We start from the raw sequence: 14,598 nt of genomic DNA, 5'->3' as shown, positions 1-14,598 counted from the left end.
CGTGTCGAGCTCCGGTGGGTGCGTTGTCGTCCAGGCAAATCCTGAATGCGGCGACAGGCTAGGCCGCGAAACGTAGCCGGCAGGTGAACGCGGCCGGCACCGTTAAGCCGGCGTTGGTTCTTCCAGCAAGGCCATTGCACTCTCCGCATCCAATGGATGCTCCCAGCCGCCCATCAGCGACAGGTACAGGAGCTTCTCGAACTCCGCGCCGAAGCGACGCACCACGGCATCCGGGTCGGGGATCAGGCGGGCATCTGTAACCAGTCCGAAATGCACCTGTCCGCGGTAACTGAGGATCGACAGGCCGAGGCCGATCGAACCGGTCTGCGGCACCCAGAACATGATGTCGCGGAGCAGGCAGCCGGCCAGGTAGAGCGGCTGTTGCGGGCCCGGCACATTGGTTGCCACCGCGCTGGCCTTGCGGCTGAACATCTCCAGCGCGACCTCCTGCAACTGCGGTGGCGCCAAACCAAGCGCAGCCAAAAGCCCATATGCAACAATGGCTTGCCTTGAACTCTTCAACTGATTCATGCACTCGGCAACCCGCTCCAACCGGCGCAGCGGGTTGTCTTCGCCAACCGGCAAGTCCAGGAATACCAGGCCGAAATGGTTGCCGAGCTTCTTCGCGTGTTCAAGCGGCCGCAGGTTCACTGGCACGGTAGCGCGCAGGGTCATGCCATCGAGATTTTCCCCGCGATCCAGCATGTAGCCGCGCAAGGCACCGGCCGCGGCGGCCATCAAGACGTCGTTGACCGTGCAATCGCAGGCGCGGCCCACGGCCTTCACTTCTTCCAGGTCCAGCGGCTCGGCCCAGGCAACACGCTTGCTGACCCCGAGTCGACCACGCAGCAGCGAAGGCGGATCGTCCGGCAAGGCCAGTGCGGTGACCAGTTCGCGGGCGAGTTCGCCGCCTTCCTTCGCGATCAGGCCAGCGAGGGTGGGATCGCGATACATCGCCATCCCCTGCTCCAGCACCTTGCCGCCGAGCTTCATGTATTTGTCGACCGCACCGACCCGGCGCGCCACCGGCGCTGCATCGTGCTTCAGCCAAGCCTTGTCGAGCCGGCTGGCCTGCGAGGACTCGCGGCTGGTATCGGTCAACGACAGCAGCACCTGCACCAGCGCGATGCCATCGGCATAACAATGGTGGATGCGCGAGACGATCGCGGAACCGCCTTGGTAGCGCTCGATCAGGTGGAACTGCCAGAGCGGCTTGGTCGGATCCAGCGGGCTGGACGCCAACTGGCTGACGAAGCGCTCCAGCGCTTTTTTCTCGGCGGCGGGATTGCTCTTGCCCGGAAGCCCGGAGAGACGCACATGCCAGTCGAGGTCGAAGTCTGCATCCTCCACCCATTGCGCGCCGGTCGCACCGTCCACCGGCTTCTGCCGGAACCTCGCATACGACAGGAAACGCTGCTCGATCACCCGCTTCAGCTGTTTGAGGGTCATCGGCTCGGCGAACATCATCACGCCGGTGATCATCATCGGATTGGTCGGCCGCTCCATCCGCAGCCAGGCGGTATCCACCCGCGACATCGGCTCGCGCTTCAATCGCTTGCCCTGCCCTTCGCCCGGCTTGTCCGTGCGTGCTTTCGACGTGGCCATCAAGTCCTCCCCGGGATCATGGCCGAGTGAATCACGCGCTGCGGTGGACGGTCAACGCGAGTCGGTGCCGCCGATGTATTCGCGCGGGATGCGCTCGTTGAGGCCGGTCAGGATTTCGTAGGGAATCGTGCCAGCGCGTTTCGCGAGGGCCTCGGTGCTGATGCCGGCATCGCCCTGACGACCGATCAGCACGACCTCGTCCTCGTTGTAGGCCGAGCCCTGTGGTCCGATGTCGACCATGAACTGGTCCATGCACACGCGGCCGACCAGGGGATGCGTTTGTCCATGCAGCAGCACCTGCCCGCGCGACGACAACGCGCGCGGATAGCCATCGCCATATCCGACCGGCACGGTGACGATGCGCGTATCGACCGCAGGTTGCCAGGTGGCGCCATAGCTGACCGGATTACCGGCATTGACCACCTTGAAGAACACCACCCGCGAGACCAGCGACAACGCCGGGCGCATCGCAATGGTCGCCTGTGACGCAGGATCCGGCAGCACGCCGTACAGGACGATGCCGGGACGGACGATGTCCAGCCAAGTGTCGGGAAAATGCAGCACGCCGCCGGAATTGGCCAGGTGGCGCAGCGGCATCGGCGCGCCGATCCGCTCGAAATGCGCGCAGCCCTCGAAGAAGCGTTCCAATTGCAATCCGGTCATTGGCGACCCCGGATCGTCCGCGCAGGCAAGATGCGAATAGATGCCCTTGAGCGTGCACCAGCACGATGCCGCCGCGGCCTCAATGAACGGCCCGGCCGAATAGCTGTGCACGCCGACTCGCTCCATCCCGGTATCGATCTTCAGGTGGATGCTCGCCTTGCGGCCCATTGCCTCCGCGGTGGCTTCGACCTGGCGCAGCTTGTCCAGCGACGACACGGTGATTTCGAGGTCGTGCTCCAGGAACTGCGCGACCTGTGGCCCGAAGATGCCGCCCAGTACCAGGATCGGTGTGGTGATCCCGGCGCGGCGCAGCGCAATGCCCTCTTCGACGAATGCCACGCCTAGTTGATCGACGCCTTGCGCCTGCAGATGACGTGCCACCGGCACCAGCCCATGGCCGTAGGCATTCGCCTTGACGATGCCCATGACCGGCACGCCCACGCGGGCGCGGATGGCCTGCAGGTTGTGGCCGATCGCGTCGAGGTCGACGACGATCCGGCTGGGGCGCTGGCTGGCGATTTCGCTCATGCGGCTATTCGACCATATCCGACACGTCGGATCGGACTTGGCCCTTGATCTTCTGGGGTCAGCGAGCCTGCCTGAGGAACCCTTGCGCCGGCTGGCGTGCTTCGAGCGCGCCATGGGTGAGCACGTTCTGCTTGCGCAGCATGCTGCGCGAACGTGCGAACGCCCGCCACCCTGTGGCGGGCCGGGCCGCGGAGCGGGCGCGCGGCCGCGCATCGGAGCCGGATGCGGAGCCTAGGCGGCGAAGCGCGCCAGCCGGCGCGAGGGTTCCTCCCCGGAACGCACGACCAGAATCACTCGAAGCTCCCCACCATATCGTGGGCCAGGTTGTCGAAGCGGGTGTATTCGCCGAAGAACTTGAGCTTGAACGAACCGGTCGGGCCGTTTCGCTGCTTGCCGATGATGATCTCGGCCAGGCCCTTGTCCGGCGAGTTTTCCTTGTTGTAGTACTCGTCGCGGTAGATGAAGACGATCACGTCCGCGTCCTGCTCGATCGCGCCGGATTCGCGCAGGTCGGCCATCACCGGCCGCTTGTCGGTGCGCGTTTCCAGCGAGCGGTTGAGCTGCGACAGCGCGATCACCGGCACGTTGAGCTCCTTCGCCAGACCCTTGAGCGAACGGCTGATCTCGGAGATCTCGGTGGCGCGGTTCTCGCTGTTGCCGGGTACCGCCATCAGCTGCAGGTAGTCGATGACGATCAGCCCGAGGTCGTGCTCGCGCTTGAGCCGGCGCGACTTCGCGCGCAGCACGTCGGGCGACAACGCAGGCGTGTCGTCGATGAAGATCTTGACCCCGTTCATCTGCGCGATCGCGCCGGTCACGCGGCTCCAGTCCTCGTCCTCCAACTGGCCGGTGCGCAGGCGGGTGGCGTTGACCCGACCAAGCGAGGAAATCAGGCGCAGCGCCAGCTGCGAGGCCGACATTTCCATCGAGAACACCGCGACCGCTTTTTTCGACTTCAACGCGCCGTACTCGGCGATGTTCAGCGCGAAGGTAGTCTTGCCCATCGCAGGGCGTGCGGCCAGGATCAACAGGTCGGTGGGCTGCAGGCCCGCGGTCATCTCGTCGAACTCGGTGTAACCGGTTGGCAGGCCGGTGACGGAGCCACCGTTCTCGGCGCGCTTCTGCAACACGTCGAAGGCCTCGATCAAGGCAGTGCGCACCGGAGTGAAATCCTGGCGGCCACGCGAATGCCCCTCGGCGATGGCGAACACGTCCTGTTCCGCCTTGGCCAGCAGCTCGGCCGAATCACGGCCTTCGGGCTGGAAGCCGTCGTTGACGATGCCGGTGCCGACGTCGATCAGCTTCCGCTGGATCGCCTTGTCGCGGACGATGTCGGCATACGCCTTGATGTTCGCGGCGCTGGGCGTGCTGGCGGCCAGCTCGACCAGGTAAGCGCCACCGGCCACTTGCTCGGCCTTGCCCTGCGAGTCGAACCAGTCGCCGACCGTGACCGCATCGCAGGGCTGGTTCTTCTCCACCAGCTCGCGGATCGCGCGATAGATCAGTTGGTGATCGCGACGATAGAAATCGTCCGCCACCAGTTGGTCGGCCACGCGGTCGAAGGCGTTCGGGTCCAGCATCAAGCCGCCCAGCACCGCCTGCTCGGCTTCGACCGACTGCGGCGGCACCCGCAGGTGCTCGATCATCGCGTCGTTGCGGGTATGGAAACTGGCGTCGGGGCGGGAGCCCGGTCGTGCGCTCATCGAGATGTTGCTCCCTGCGACGCGTCGTCGCGCATCGAGTGGTGGTACTGCGGCGAAGCGATCATCGTAGTCGCTGCCCGGCCGATGCCTTGCAGATAAACCTGTGGATAGTTCTGGATAACCCAAGCGGAATAGCAGCCGCGGATCGCAGATCCCGCGACGGCGTATGCGCGGCCCGGCCAACGAAAACGGGCGCCTTGCGGCGCCCGTCTCGACACAACCCGATGGAACGGGATTACGCGGCGTCCGGCACCACGATGACCTTCAGGCTCGACTCGACGTCGGCATGCAGGTGCACCAGCACTTCGAACTCGCCGGTATGGCGGATCGGGCCTTCGCCCATCACCACTTCCGACTTGCCGACGGTCACGCCCAACTGCTTGGTGGCGGCTTCGGCGATCTCGCGCGGACCGACCGAGCCGTACAGCTTGCCTTCGGTCGAGGCATTCGCGCTGATGGTCACGCTGGCGTCGGCCAGCTTGGCCTGACGCGCGGACGCACCGTCCAGGTTGGCCTGGGCCTTGGCTTCGTAATCGGCGCGCTTGGCTTCGAACTCGGCCAGGTTGGCGGCGGTGGCCGGCACGGCCTTGCCCTGCGGGACCAGGAAATTGCGGCCGTAGCCCGGCTTCACGCTGACCTTGTCGCCAAGGTTGCCGAGGTTCACGACTTTCTGCAGGAGGATCAGTTGCATGTTGTTGCTCCGTATTCGTTAGCAGGCCAAGGCCTGCAACGCGTGCTGTCCGAATGGACGGGGTTGTATCGAATGAAGCACTGGGATTGCACAACCAGCGATGGGCTGGCTAGGCGCGGGCCGGTGAGCAAACCGCAGTTGACTGAAGTCAATGAGGATTTGCGAACCGGCCCGGCAACGACGCCAGAGCGAGCTGGCGAAGCAATCAGGCGAAGCGTCAGATGTTGTGGTTGTCGGTGTACGGGATCAGCGCCAGGAAACGCGCGCGCTTGACGGCCGACTGCAGCTGGCGCTGGTACTTCGACTTGGTGCCGGTGATCCGGCTCGGCACGATCTTGCCGGTCTCGGTCAGGTACTGGCGCAGGGTGTTGAGATCCTTGTAGTCGATCTCGGTCACGCCTTCGGCGGTGAACTTGCAGAACTTGCGGCGGCGGAAGAACTTGGACATGTCGATGATTCCTTAGGCGGCTTCGGCGGCGGATTCGGTGTCGCCAGTGCCGACGGCACTGTCGCTCTCGTCGTCACGGCGGCGGCGATCGCCACGCTCCGGCTTGTCGGCCTTCTCGTCCTTGTTCTTCATGATCAGGGACTGTTCGGTCACCGCGTCGTCGCGACGCATGACCAGGTGGCGCAGCACTGCGTCGTTGAAGCGGAAGCCGGTGACCAGCTCGTCGAGGACGGCCTGCTCGGTTTCCACGTTCATCAGCACGTAGTGGGCCTTGACCAGGTTCTGGATCGGGTACGCCAACTGGCGGCGACCCCAGTCTTCCAGGCGGTGGATGGTGCCGTTGCCGGCTTCGATCGAGCTCTTGTAGCGCTCGATCATGGCGGGCACCTGCTCGCTCTGGTCCGGGTGGACCAGGAACACGATTTCGTAATGACGCATGGTCGTTTCCTTGTGGATATCGGATGGCGGGATGCCGGCCGAAGCCCTCGGCCACCGTGAGTACGGCGCGTTCGGGCAAGAACTCCCGCGAACGGGAGCCCGATAGTATGTCGGATCAATGACTTGCGCGCAAATCCTGCGCTTGCGGCGACGCTCAGGCGGCTTTGTCTGCGTCCGTGGTGAACGATTCCCCGCAGCCGCACTCGCCGGCCACGTTGGGATTGCGGAACACGAACTGCTCGTTCAGGCCCTGCTTGATGAAGTCGATCACGGTGCCATCCACCAGCGCCAGGCTGTCGGCATCCACATGGATGCCGATGCCGTCGGCGTCGAACACGGTGTCGCCCGGGGCCATGCTGCGCGCCATGTCGACCTTGTAGCCCCAGCCGGAACAGCCGGTGCGGGCCACGCCGAAGCGCAGGCCGACTGCGGCCGGGTCGGCGTCGAGGTAGCCGCGGATGCGGGCGCGGGCGGAATCGGTGAGGGTGATGGCCATGGCGCGATTGTAGCTCCGGTAGACTGCACGACCTATTTCGATGCCGGAACGCAGGATTTCAAGATGACCACGATGTCCGTGGCCCAGGCGCTTGCCGGGCGTGTGCCGGAAGGCGGCCAGGTGACCGTCCGCGGCTGGGTTCGCACCCGCCGCGACTCCAAGGCTGGCCTGAGTTTCGTCAGCGTCAGCGATGGCTCCTGCTTCGCGCCGATCCAGGTGGTCGCGCCGGACACCCTGCCCAACTACGAATCCGAAGTGAAGCACCTCACCACCAGCTGCGCGGTGATCTGCACGGGCACGTTGGTGAAGTCGCAGGGCCAAGGCCAGAGCTACGAGATCCAGGCATCGGGCATCGAAGTCACCGGCTGGGTCGAGGATCCGCTGACCTACCCGATGCAGCCCAAGCAGCACTCGCTGGAATACCTGCGTGAGTTCGCCCACCTGCGCCCGCGCACCAACCTGTTCGGCGCAGTGACCCGGATCCGCCACTGCCTGTCGATGGCGGTGCACCGCTTCTTCCACGAGCGCCAGTTCTACTGGATCAGCACGCCGATCATCACCACTTCGGACGCCGAAGGCGCTGGCCAGATGTTCCGCGTGTCCACCCTCGACGTGGCCAACCTGCCGCGCGACGGCAAGGGCAATGTGGACTTCAGCCGCGACTTCTTCGGCAAGGAAACCTTCCTGACCGTGAGCGGCCAGCTCAACGTCGAGGCCTACTGCCTGGCGCTGAGCAAGGTCTACACCTTCGGCCCGACCTTCCGCGCGGAGAACAGCAACACCACGCGGCATCTCGCCGAGTTCTGGATGATCGAGCCGGAGATCGCCTTCGCCGACCTCAACGACGACGCCAACCTGGCCGAAGAGTTCCTCAAGTACCTGTTCCGCGCAGTGCTGGATGAACGCGGCGACGACCTCGCCTTCATCGCCGAACGCGTCGACAAGACCGCGATCACCCGCCTGGAAAGCTTCATCAATGCGCCGTTCGAGCGCATCGACTACAGCGACGCGATCACCCTGCTGCAGCAGTCCGGCAAGAAGTTCGACTTCCCGGTCGAATGGGGCCTGGACCTGCAGACCGAGCACGAGCGCTGGCTGACCGAGGAACACGTCGGCCGCCCGGTCGTGGTGATGAACTACCCGGAGCAGATCAAGGCCTTCTACATGCGCCTGAACGACGACGGCCGCACCGTCGCCGCGATGGACGTGCTGGCGCCTGGCATCGGCGAGATCATCGGCGGCAGCCAGCGCGAGGAGCGCCTGGACATCCTCGATGCGCGCATGGGCCAGTTCGGCCTGGATCCGGCGCATTACGACTGGTACCGCGATTTCCGCCGCTACGGCACGGTGCCGCACGCCGGCTTCGGCCTGGGCTTCGAGCGACTGGTGGTCTACGTCTGCGGGCTGGCCAACATCCGCGATGCCATCGCCTACCCGCGCGCGCCGGGCACGGCGGAGTTCTGATCGCGTGGATGCCGACTTCGTCCTGTTCCTCGCACTCACCGCCTTCGCCATCGCGATCGCCGGTGCCACCGCGTTCGTGATCTTCTGGCCGCTGGCGCTGGTGCACATCCGCGACCGCCACCCGCAGATCACCGCGCGGCTCGGCGAAGGCGCCTTCCTCAAGCCGAAGGCGTTGTTGTGGCTGCTGCGCGGCGACTATTACGCGACACCGGATCGCAACCTGAGTGGCCTGGCCACGCCTTCGCGGATTTCGCTGCTGGTGATCCTGGCGGGCATCGCGATGGGCGGCGCGCTATGGATCATCGGACAGGCATTGGCGTGAGCGAGATCGTCATGAACAGCACGACGCAAGACAACTGGTGGCTCGCCACGCTTGGACTCACCATCGTCTGGGCACGTCTGCGCGAGCGCGAGGCCGGCACCGCCGAGGTCTTCGACAGCGATGGCAACACATTGGCCTACGACAGCCTGGATACCGCGCGCGCCGCCTTGATGGATGCCGAGTTCGTCGAATACGACGGCCTCGACGAATACGACGCACTGGAACGCGGGTTCTCGTTGCACGAGGTGTCGCCGCCGCAGGCGCGCGACGACGAAGCCTTGCGCGGAAGCATGATCCAGCAACTTGGCCGCCGCGCCTGAGCGCGATGTACCAGCCCCGCGCCTTCGTCGGCACCGATGCGGCGCAACTCGACGCCTTGTTCGTCGCTGATCCGTTCGTCACCCTGCTCACCAACGACGAGGCCGGTACGCCGTTCGCGTCGCACCTGCCGGTGCTGTACCACCGCGACGGCGATCGGATCGTTGTCGAAGGCCACTGGGCGAAACCGAACCCGCAGGCCCGGCACGCGGGCGATGCCCTGCTGATCGTGCATGGGCCGCATGCCTACGTGTCGCCGGGCTGGTATCCGGACAAGCACGAAGCGGGCCGCGTGCCGACCTGGAACTACGCGGTGGCGCACCTGCGCGGCCACCTGGAGACGTTCGACGACGAGTCCTCGCTCGCCGACCTGGTCGCACGCCTGAGCCGGCATTTCGAGGCAAGGGTCGGCAGCGACTGGGAATTCGATGCCACCGATGCGCGTCAACAAGCCCTGCTGCGCGGCATCGTCGGCTTCCGCTTCGTGCCGGATCGGAGCGACATCAAGTTGAAATTGAGCCAGAACCATCCCCTGGCGAACCGGCAGGCGGTCATCGACGCACTGTCGTCGCAAGCGTTTGATGACACTCGCGCCGTCGCCGCGCTGATGCGCTCCACCCTGCCCTGAGGAACTGCACACGATGGACCTGAACCTGTTCGGCAAGCACGCCCTGGTCTGCGGCGGTTCCGAGGGCATCGGTCGTGCCGCGGCGATCGAACTGGCCGCGCTGGGCGCCGACGTCACCCTGCTCGCCCGCCGCGAGGACGCGCTGCGCGAGGCCGTGGCCGCGTTGCCGACCAATGGCACGCAACGCCATGGCTACCTGATCGCCGACGTGTCGCAAACGCAGGCGCTGGCCGATGCGGTCGCTGCACTCGTCGCGACCAATCCCGTGCATATCCTGCTCAACAACACCGGCGGCCCACCCGGCGGCGGCGCGCACAGCGCCGAGATCGCCGCCTACCTCGACGCCTTCAACAAGCATCTGATCGCCAACCACGCGTTGTTGCAGGCCGTGCTGCCGGGCATGCGCGACGCGGGCTGGGGCCGTATCGTCAATGTGATCTCCACGTCTGTGTACGAGCCGATCCCCAATCTCGGCGTGTCCAACACGATTCGTGGCGCGGTGGCCAGTTGGGCCAAGACCCTGTCGCGCGAACTCGCCGGCGACGGCATCACCGTCAACAACGTGCTGCCCGGCTACACGCGCACCCAGCGCCTGGACCAGATCCTGGCCGATCGCAGCGCCGCCTCCGGCAAGTCGGAGGACGACATCGCCAAGGCGATGCTGGCCAGCGTACCGGTCGGGCGCTTCGCCGATGCCGCGGAGATCGGCGGCGTCATCGCCTTCCTGTGCACGCCGGCCGCGGCTTACGTCAACGGCCAGTCGATCGCGGTCGATGGCGGGCGCATGCAGTCGATCTGAACCGCAATACCGTCATTCCGGCGAAAGCCGGCAGCCAGCTTCTGGGCTGGCCAAGTACAGGAAGAACTGGATTCCGGCTTTCGCCGAATGACGAGCTGTGCTTTCGCTCTAAACTAGGCGGATGCAACGCATTCCGCACTGGATCAACGGCAAGCCCGTCCCTCCGGCCAACAAGTGCTGGCTTGATGTCTTCGACCCTGCCACTGGCAAGGTTGCCGCGCAGACCGCCGATGGCGATGCAGGCGATGTCGATACCGCGGTCGCGGCGGCGCGTGCGGCCTTTCCGGCATGGTCGGCGCTATCCAACAGCGAGCGAGCGCATTGGCTGCTGGAACTCGCCGGTGCCATCGAAGCATTCACCGACAAGTTCGCACGCATCGAGGCCGAAGACGCCGGCAAGCCGCTCGCCCTCGCCCGTGATGCCGAGATCCCGCGCGCGATCAGCAACCTGCGCTTCTTCGCGCATGCGGCCACCCAGTTTTCCAGCGAGTCCCACCACGGCGAGGCTGGCCTCAATTACACCTTGCGCCTGCCGCTGGGCGTGGTCGGCTGCATCAGCCCGTGGAACCTGCCTCTGTACCTGTTCACCTGGAAGATCGCGCCCGCATTGGCGGCCGGCAACACCGTGGTCGCCAAACCGTCCGAAGTCACCCCGCGCACGGCCGCGCTGCTCGCCGAAATCGCCGCCGAGATCGGCTTTCCGCGTGGCGTGCTGAACGTGATCAATGGCCGCGGCTCCGAGGTTGGCGAGGCGATCGTCCGGCATCCCGACATCAAGGCGATCAGCTTCACCGGCAGCAGCGCCGTCGGCCGCCGCATCGCCGGCATCACCGGGCCGATGCTGAAGAAGACCTCGCTGGAACTGGGCGGCAAGAACGCCACGCTGGTGTTCGCCGACAGCGAGTGGCGCAAGCACCTGGACACGCTGGTTCGCAGCGCCTTCCAGAACAGCGGGCAAATCTGCCTGTGCGGCTCGCGCCTGCTCATCGAGCGCGGCATCTACGACGATTTCCGCGACGCCTTCGTCGATCGCGTGCATGCGTTGAAAATCGGGAATCCGATGCAGGTCGGCGCGCAGTTCGGGCCACTGGTGTCGCAGGCGCAGTTCGACAAGGTGCTGGCCTGCATCCAGCGCGCCCGCGACGAAGGCGGCAACGTCCTGTGCGGCGGCAAGGCCATCGATCGTCCCGGCTGGTTCATCGCGCCGACGGTGATCGAGGGACTCGGCCCGGAATGCGCGAGCAACCGCGAGGAAATCTTCGGCCCGGTGGTCACGCTGCAGGCATTCGATTCCGATGACGAAGCCCTCGCATTGGCCAACGCCAGCGACTACGGGTTGTCGGCGTCCGTGTTCACCAACGATCTCTCCCGCGCCCATCGCATGGCCGCGCAGCTGCGCGTGGGCATGGTCTGGATCAACACCTGGCTGATGCGCGACCTGCGCACGCCGTTCGGCGGCAGCGGCGCGTCCGGCATGGGCCGCGAAGGCGGGCTGGACGCGATGCGATTCTTCACCGAGCCGCGCAACGTGGGCATCGCCCTGCCGCCATGAAGAAAATCGCCATCGCCATCGTCATTGGCTTCGGCGCGCTGGCCGTCCACGCGGCACCGGCCCAGCGCGATGCCTCGAAGAACCCAGCCGACGACTTCTTCAAGGCGTTCAACGCGCAACCCGACACCTTCGCCGAGTACCGCTTCCTGACCAGCCCGGTCGTGCAGCAAGACGAATACGCGCGCAACCTGTCGACGCAAATGCTGGCGACGCACTTGAGCTTCCTCGGCCGGCCAGTGGACGCCCTGCAGTCGTTTCCGTACCGCGGCAGCAACGCGCCGCAAAGCGACCTGCCGGTGCCGTCCGACTGGATGACGGTGCCAGCCAGCGACTGGATTGCGGTGCAAGCCGATGCGTACCGCGTGATCATGGTCAACGAAGCGCACCACGCGCCGCAGACTCGCGTGTTGACGATCGCCCTGCTGCAACGGCTGCGTGCGAAGGGCTATACCCATCTCGCGGTCGAAGCCCTGCTCAACGACGGCACCGACCCGATGCCAGGCGGCTATCCGGTGCGCAAGAGCGGCATCTACACGCGTGAGCCGATATTCGCCGAACTGCTGCGTGAGGCCGTGCGTTTGGGCTATGCGCTGCTGCCCTACGAGCCGAACGACCAAGGCGAACAGACCCAGCAGCAGCGCGAATCCGGCCAGGCCCGTGCCATCGCTGCCGTCCTCGCCGAAAACCCGACATCGAAAGTGCTGGTGCATGCCGGCTATGCGCATATCGGCGAGGCGCAGGAAGGCCTGCCCGATGACGCCAGACCCATGGCGATGGAGCTGGCAACGATGAGCGGGCTGGCCCTGCTCACGATCGACCAGACCTCGACACGCAGCCACGAGGCCGGCGACATCGATACGGTCGGTCGGCGATTGGCAACGCAATTCGCTGTCGACGTGGCGAGCGTGCTGGTGTCGATTGAAGGGGACAACGCCTGGAGTAATCGACCCGGTCTCAACGACGCGTCGGTACTGCTACCGGCGACACCGACGCAGGTGTTGCGTCCCGATTGGCTTGCACTGGAAGGCAAACGACAAGCGGTCGCCATCGACCTGACAGGTTGTCTGGGTCACCTGCCCTGCCTGGCCGAAGCGCGTCATGCCGATGAAGGCGACGACGCGATTCCGGCCGATCAATTCCTGATGCTCGTAGCCGGCGAAGCCGCCACGCCGCTCTACCTGGCACCTGGACGCTACCGGTTACGCCTCCTCGGCGCCGATGGCGCAACGCTGTCGGATCAGTCGTTGCAGGTCGCCACCCGCCCCACCCCACCTTCCGCAAGGACGCCATGAACCGACTCGACGACCTGCTGCGCAACAACCGGGCTTGGGCCGAGCGCGTCTCGCGCGAGGATCCGGGTTTCTTCGAGCGGTTGTCCGGACAGCAGGCACCGAAATACCTGTGGATCGGCTGTTCGGATTCGCGGGTGCCGGCGAACCAGGTGGTCGACCTCGCACCGGGCGAAGTGTTCGTCCATCGCAACATCGCCAATGTCGTCGTGCACACCGACCTCAACTGCCTGTCGGTGATCCAGTTCGCGGTGGACGTGCTCAAGGTGGAGCACATTCTGGTCGTGGGCCATTACGGCTGCGGTGGCGTGCATGCGGCGCTGACCAATGCGCGGGTGGGTTTGGCCGACAACTGGATCCGCCATGTCGGCGACGTCTCCACCAAGCATGCACAGTTGCTGCTCGATGCCGGCGACGAGCCCCTCCAGCACGACCGCCTGTGCGAGTTGAACGCGCTCGAACAGGTGGCCAACGTCTGCCAGACCACCATCGTCCGCGATGCCTGGGCACGTGGCCAAGTGCTGTCGGTTCATGGCTGGGTCTATACGCTGCGCGACGGCCGCGTGCATGACCTCGGCCTCAACGTCGCCGCGTCAGACCAGTTGGAACCGCAGTACGCCGCCGCGCTGGCCGCCATCAGCATCGACAAGGAAGATCGCTGATGTCGGGCGCGGATCAGGATCGTTCGATCCACGCCGATGCCGCGCCAAAAGCGGTCGGAAGTTATCCGCATGCGCGGCGGGTCGGCGACCTGCTGTTCCTGTCCGGGATCGGACCACGCACGCCGTCGGACAACACGATCCCGGGCAATGACTATTTCGCCGACGGCCGACTGCGAAAATACGACATCGAGGCGCAGGCGCGTGCGGTGTTCGCCAATGTTCGCGCAGTGCTCGAGGCCAGCGGCGCAACGTGGGACGACCTGGTCGATGTCACCGTTTACCTCACCGACATGGCCCGCGACTTCAAGGCCTACAACGCGATCTGGGCGGAACACTTTCCCGATGCCGCGACTGCGCCCTGCCGCACCACCCTGGGCATCACCGCGCTGCCTACGCCGATCGCGATCGAACTGAAGTGCATCGCTGCACTGAAGGACTGACATGCTGCCGAATCCGATCAACCTGCAGGCCTGGATCGACGAGCACCGCCACCTGCTGAAACCGCCGGTCGGCAACAAGTGCATCGTCGATGGCGACTACATCGTGATGATCGTCGGCGGCCCGAACGCACGCACCGACTATCACTACGAGGACGGTCCGGAGTGGTTCTACCAGTTGGAAGGCGAGATGGTCCTGCGCATCCAAGAGGACGGCGCGGTCCGCGACATCCCGATCAAGGCTGGCGAGATGTTCTACCTGCCGCCGCACGTGCCGCATTCGCCACAACGCATGGCGGGCAGCATCGGTCTGGTCATCGAACGCAAACGCTTGCCGCACGAGGACGACGCTCTCATGTGGTTCTGCGTCAGCTGCAATCACAAGTTGTACGAGGAATTCTTCCACCTGGTCGACATCGAACAGGACTTCTTCCGCGTGTTCGAGCGCTTCTATCGCGACGAACACCTGCGCACCTGCGATCAATGCGGCACCCTCAACCCGCGACCGACGCGCTTTGATCTGGATGCGCAGTCGCAGGCGGACATCACGTGACC

Annotated in this window: 17 protein-coding genes; 10 read left to right on the top strand and 7 right to left on the bottom strand. The window is 65.4% G+C overall.

Features of this window, described 5'->3' with window-relative positions; all coding sequences use genetic code 11:
- Positions 1 to 102: 102 nt before the first annotated feature.
- From H9L16_RS12825 to H9L16_RS12795, 7 genes are all read right to left on the bottom strand, one after another.
- Positions 103 to 1,605, bottom strand: coding sequence for a WS/DGAT/MGAT family O-acyltransferase (locus H9L16_RS12825; RefSeq protein ID WP_187552062.1), 1,503 nt, complete (start codon positions 1,603 to 1,605; stop codon positions 103 to 105).
- Between the two features lie 51 nt (positions 1,606 to 1,656).
- Positions 1,657 to 2,796 (bottom strand): alanine racemase, encoded by a 1,140-nt coding sequence (gene alr, locus H9L16_RS12820; RefSeq protein WP_187552061.1) that lies wholly within the window; start codon positions 2,794 to 2,796, stop codon positions 1,657 to 1,659.
- Between the two features lie 290 nt (positions 2,797 to 3,086).
- Complete coding sequence (locus tag H9L16_RS12815) at positions 3,087 to 4,499, bottom strand: replicative DNA helicase (RefSeq protein ID WP_187552060.1); 1,413 nt, start codon at positions 4,497 to 4,499, stop codon at positions 3,087 to 3,089.
- A gap of 235 nt (positions 4,500 to 4,734) precedes the next feature.
- Complete coding sequence (rplI, locus tag H9L16_RS12810; protein ID WP_187552059.1) at positions 4,735 to 5,190, bottom strand: 50S ribosomal protein L9; 456 nt, start codon at positions 5,188 to 5,190, stop codon at positions 4,735 to 4,737.
- 217 nt (positions 5,191 to 5,407) lie between these two features.
- Entirely contained in the window at positions 5,408 to 5,638 is a 231-nt protein-coding gene (gene rpsR / locus H9L16_RS12805) for a 30S ribosomal protein S18 (RefSeq protein WP_187552058.1), read from the bottom strand.
- 12 nt (positions 5,639 to 5,650) lie between these two features.
- Complete coding sequence (gene rpsF / locus H9L16_RS12800) at positions 5,651 to 6,076, bottom strand: 30S ribosomal protein S6 (protein ID WP_187552057.1); 426 nt, start codon at positions 6,074 to 6,076, stop codon at positions 5,651 to 5,653.
- A gap of 154 nt (positions 6,077 to 6,230) precedes the next feature.
- Positions 6,231 to 6,572, bottom strand: coding sequence for a HesB/IscA family protein (locus tag H9L16_RS12795; RefSeq protein ID WP_187552056.1), 342 nt, complete (start codon positions 6,570 to 6,572; stop codon positions 6,231 to 6,233).
- A gap of 63 nt (positions 6,573 to 6,635) precedes the next feature.
- On the opposite strand from H9L16_RS12795, the gene asnS reads away from it, so the two are divergent.
- The 10 genes from asnS (at position 6,636) to H9L16_RS12745 (ending at position 14,596) form a co-directional block, all read left to right on the top strand.
- Positions 6,636 to 8,036: an asparagine--tRNA ligase gene (gene asnS, locus H9L16_RS12790; RefSeq protein WP_187552055.1), complete on the top strand. Its 1,401-nt coding sequence runs from the start codon at positions 6,636 to 6,638 to the stop codon at positions 8,034 to 8,036.
- 4 nt (positions 8,037 to 8,040) lie between these two features.
- A complete protein-coding gene (locus tag H9L16_RS12785; RefSeq protein ID WP_229796458.1) occupies positions 8,041 to 8,358 on the top strand; it encodes a hypothetical protein in 318 nt (105 codons plus the stop codon).
- Positions 8,359 to 8,369: 11 nt separating this feature from the next.
- Positions 8,370 to 8,678: a hypothetical protein gene (locus H9L16_RS12780; protein ID WP_187554180.1), complete on the top strand. Its 309-nt coding sequence runs from the start codon at positions 8,370 to 8,372 to the stop codon at positions 8,676 to 8,678.
- Positions 8,679 to 8,683: 5 nt separating this feature from the next.
- Positions 8,684 to 9,304: an FMN-binding negative transcriptional regulator gene (locus H9L16_RS12775; protein ID WP_187552054.1), complete on the top strand. Its 621-nt coding sequence runs from the start codon at positions 8,684 to 8,686 to the stop codon at positions 9,302 to 9,304.
- A gap of 13 nt (positions 9,305 to 9,317) precedes the next feature.
- Positions 9,318 to 10,103: an SDR family oxidoreductase gene (locus H9L16_RS12770; protein WP_187552053.1), complete on the top strand. Its 786-nt coding sequence runs from the start codon at positions 9,318 to 9,320 to the stop codon at positions 10,101 to 10,103.
- A 121-nt stretch (positions 10,104 to 10,224) separates the two neighbouring features.
- Positions 10,225 to 11,655 (top strand): aldehyde dehydrogenase, encoded by a 1,431-nt coding sequence (locus H9L16_RS12765; RefSeq protein WP_187552052.1) that lies wholly within the window; start codon positions 10,225 to 10,227, stop codon positions 11,653 to 11,655.
- Positions 11,652 to 12,947 carry a hypothetical protein gene (locus H9L16_RS12760; RefSeq protein WP_187552051.1) on the top strand — a complete coding sequence of 432 codons (1,296 nt, stop codon included), beginning with the start codon at positions 11,652 to 11,654 and terminating at the stop codon, positions 12,945 to 12,947. The genes H9L16_RS12765 and H9L16_RS12760 overlap by 4 nt, the downstream gene beginning before the upstream one ends.
- Positions 12,944 to 13,606: a carbonate dehydratase gene (can, locus tag H9L16_RS12755; RefSeq protein ID WP_187552050.1), complete on the top strand. Its 663-nt coding sequence runs from the start codon at positions 12,944 to 12,946 to the stop codon at positions 13,604 to 13,606. The genes H9L16_RS12760 and can overlap by 4 nt, the downstream gene beginning before the upstream one ends.
- Complete coding sequence (locus H9L16_RS12750) at positions 13,606 to 14,046, top strand: RidA family protein (protein WP_187552049.1); 441 nt, start codon at positions 13,606 to 13,608, stop codon at positions 14,044 to 14,046. Before can ends, H9L16_RS12750 begins: the two co-directional genes overlap by 1 nt.
- Position 14,047: 1 nt before the next feature.
- On the top strand, positions 14,048 to 14,596 hold the full coding sequence (locus H9L16_RS12745; RefSeq protein WP_187552048.1) for a 3-hydroxyanthranilate 3,4-dioxygenase: 549 nt from the start codon (positions 14,048 to 14,050) through the stop codon (positions 14,594 to 14,596).
- Positions 14,597 to 14,598: the final 2 nt, after the last annotated feature.

The sequence above is a fragment of the Thermomonas carbonis genome (genome assembly GCF_014396975.1).
Taxonomy (GTDB): Bacteria; Pseudomonadota; Gammaproteobacteria; order Xanthomonadales; family Xanthomonadaceae; genus Thermomonas; species Thermomonas carbonis.
This window is presented reverse-complemented; position numbering and strand designations above follow the sequence as displayed.

Excerpts from the sequence above, each read along its gene's own strand:
- H9L16_RS12825 (WP_187552062.1), bottom strand. The coding sequence starts at position 1,605 with ATGGCCACGTCGAAAGCACGCACGGACAAGCCGGGCGAAGGGCAGGGC.
- alr (WP_187552061.1), bottom strand. The coding sequence starts at position 2,796 with ATGAGCGAAATCGCCAGCCAGCGCCCCAGCCGGATCGTCGTCGACCTC.
- H9L16_RS12815 (WP_187552060.1), bottom strand. The coding sequence starts at position 4,499 with ATGAGCGCACGACCGGGCTCCCGCCCCGACGCCAGTTTCCATACCCGC.
- rplI (WP_187552059.1), bottom strand. The coding sequence starts at position 5,190 with ATGCAACTGATCCTCCTGCAGAAAGTCGTGAACCTCGGCAACCTTGGC.
- rpsR (WP_187552058.1), bottom strand. The coding sequence starts at position 5,638 with ATGTCCAAGTTCTTCCGCCGCCGCAAGTTCTGCAAGTTCACCGCCGAA.
- rpsF (WP_187552057.1), bottom strand. The coding sequence starts at position 6,076 with ATGCGTCATTACGAAATCGTGTTCCTGGTCCACCCGGACCAGAGCGAG.
- H9L16_RS12795 (WP_187552056.1), bottom strand. The coding sequence starts at position 6,572 with ATGGCCATCACCCTCACCGATTCCGCCCGCGCCCGCATCCGCGGCTAC.
- asnS (WP_187552055.1), top strand. The coding sequence starts at position 6,636 with ATGACCACGATGTCCGTGGCCCAGGCGCTTGCCGGGCGTGTGCCGGAA.
- H9L16_RS12780 (WP_187554180.1), top strand. The coding sequence starts at position 8,370 with ATGAACAGCACGACGCAAGACAACTGGTGGCTCGCCACGCTTGGACTC.
- H9L16_RS12775 (WP_187552054.1), top strand. The coding sequence starts at position 8,684 with ATGTACCAGCCCCGCGCCTTCGTCGGCACCGATGCGGCGCAACTCGAC.
- H9L16_RS12770 (WP_187552053.1), top strand. The coding sequence starts at position 9,318 with ATGGACCTGAACCTGTTCGGCAAGCACGCCCTGGTCTGCGGCGGTTCC.
- H9L16_RS12765 (WP_187552052.1), top strand. The coding sequence starts at position 10,225 with ATGCAACGCATTCCGCACTGGATCAACGGCAAGCCCGTCCCTCCGGCC.
- H9L16_RS12760 (WP_187552051.1), top strand. The coding sequence starts at position 11,652 with ATGAAGAAAATCGCCATCGCCATCGTCATTGGCTTCGGCGCGCTGGCC.
- can (WP_187552050.1), top strand. The coding sequence starts at position 12,944 with ATGAACCGACTCGACGACCTGCTGCGCAACAACCGGGCTTGGGCCGAG.
- H9L16_RS12750 (WP_187552049.1), top strand. The coding sequence starts at position 13,606 with ATGTCGGGCGCGGATCAGGATCGTTCGATCCACGCCGATGCCGCGCCA.
- H9L16_RS12745 (WP_187552048.1), top strand. The coding sequence starts at position 14,048 with ATGCTGCCGAATCCGATCAACCTGCAGGCCTGGATCGACGAGCACCGC.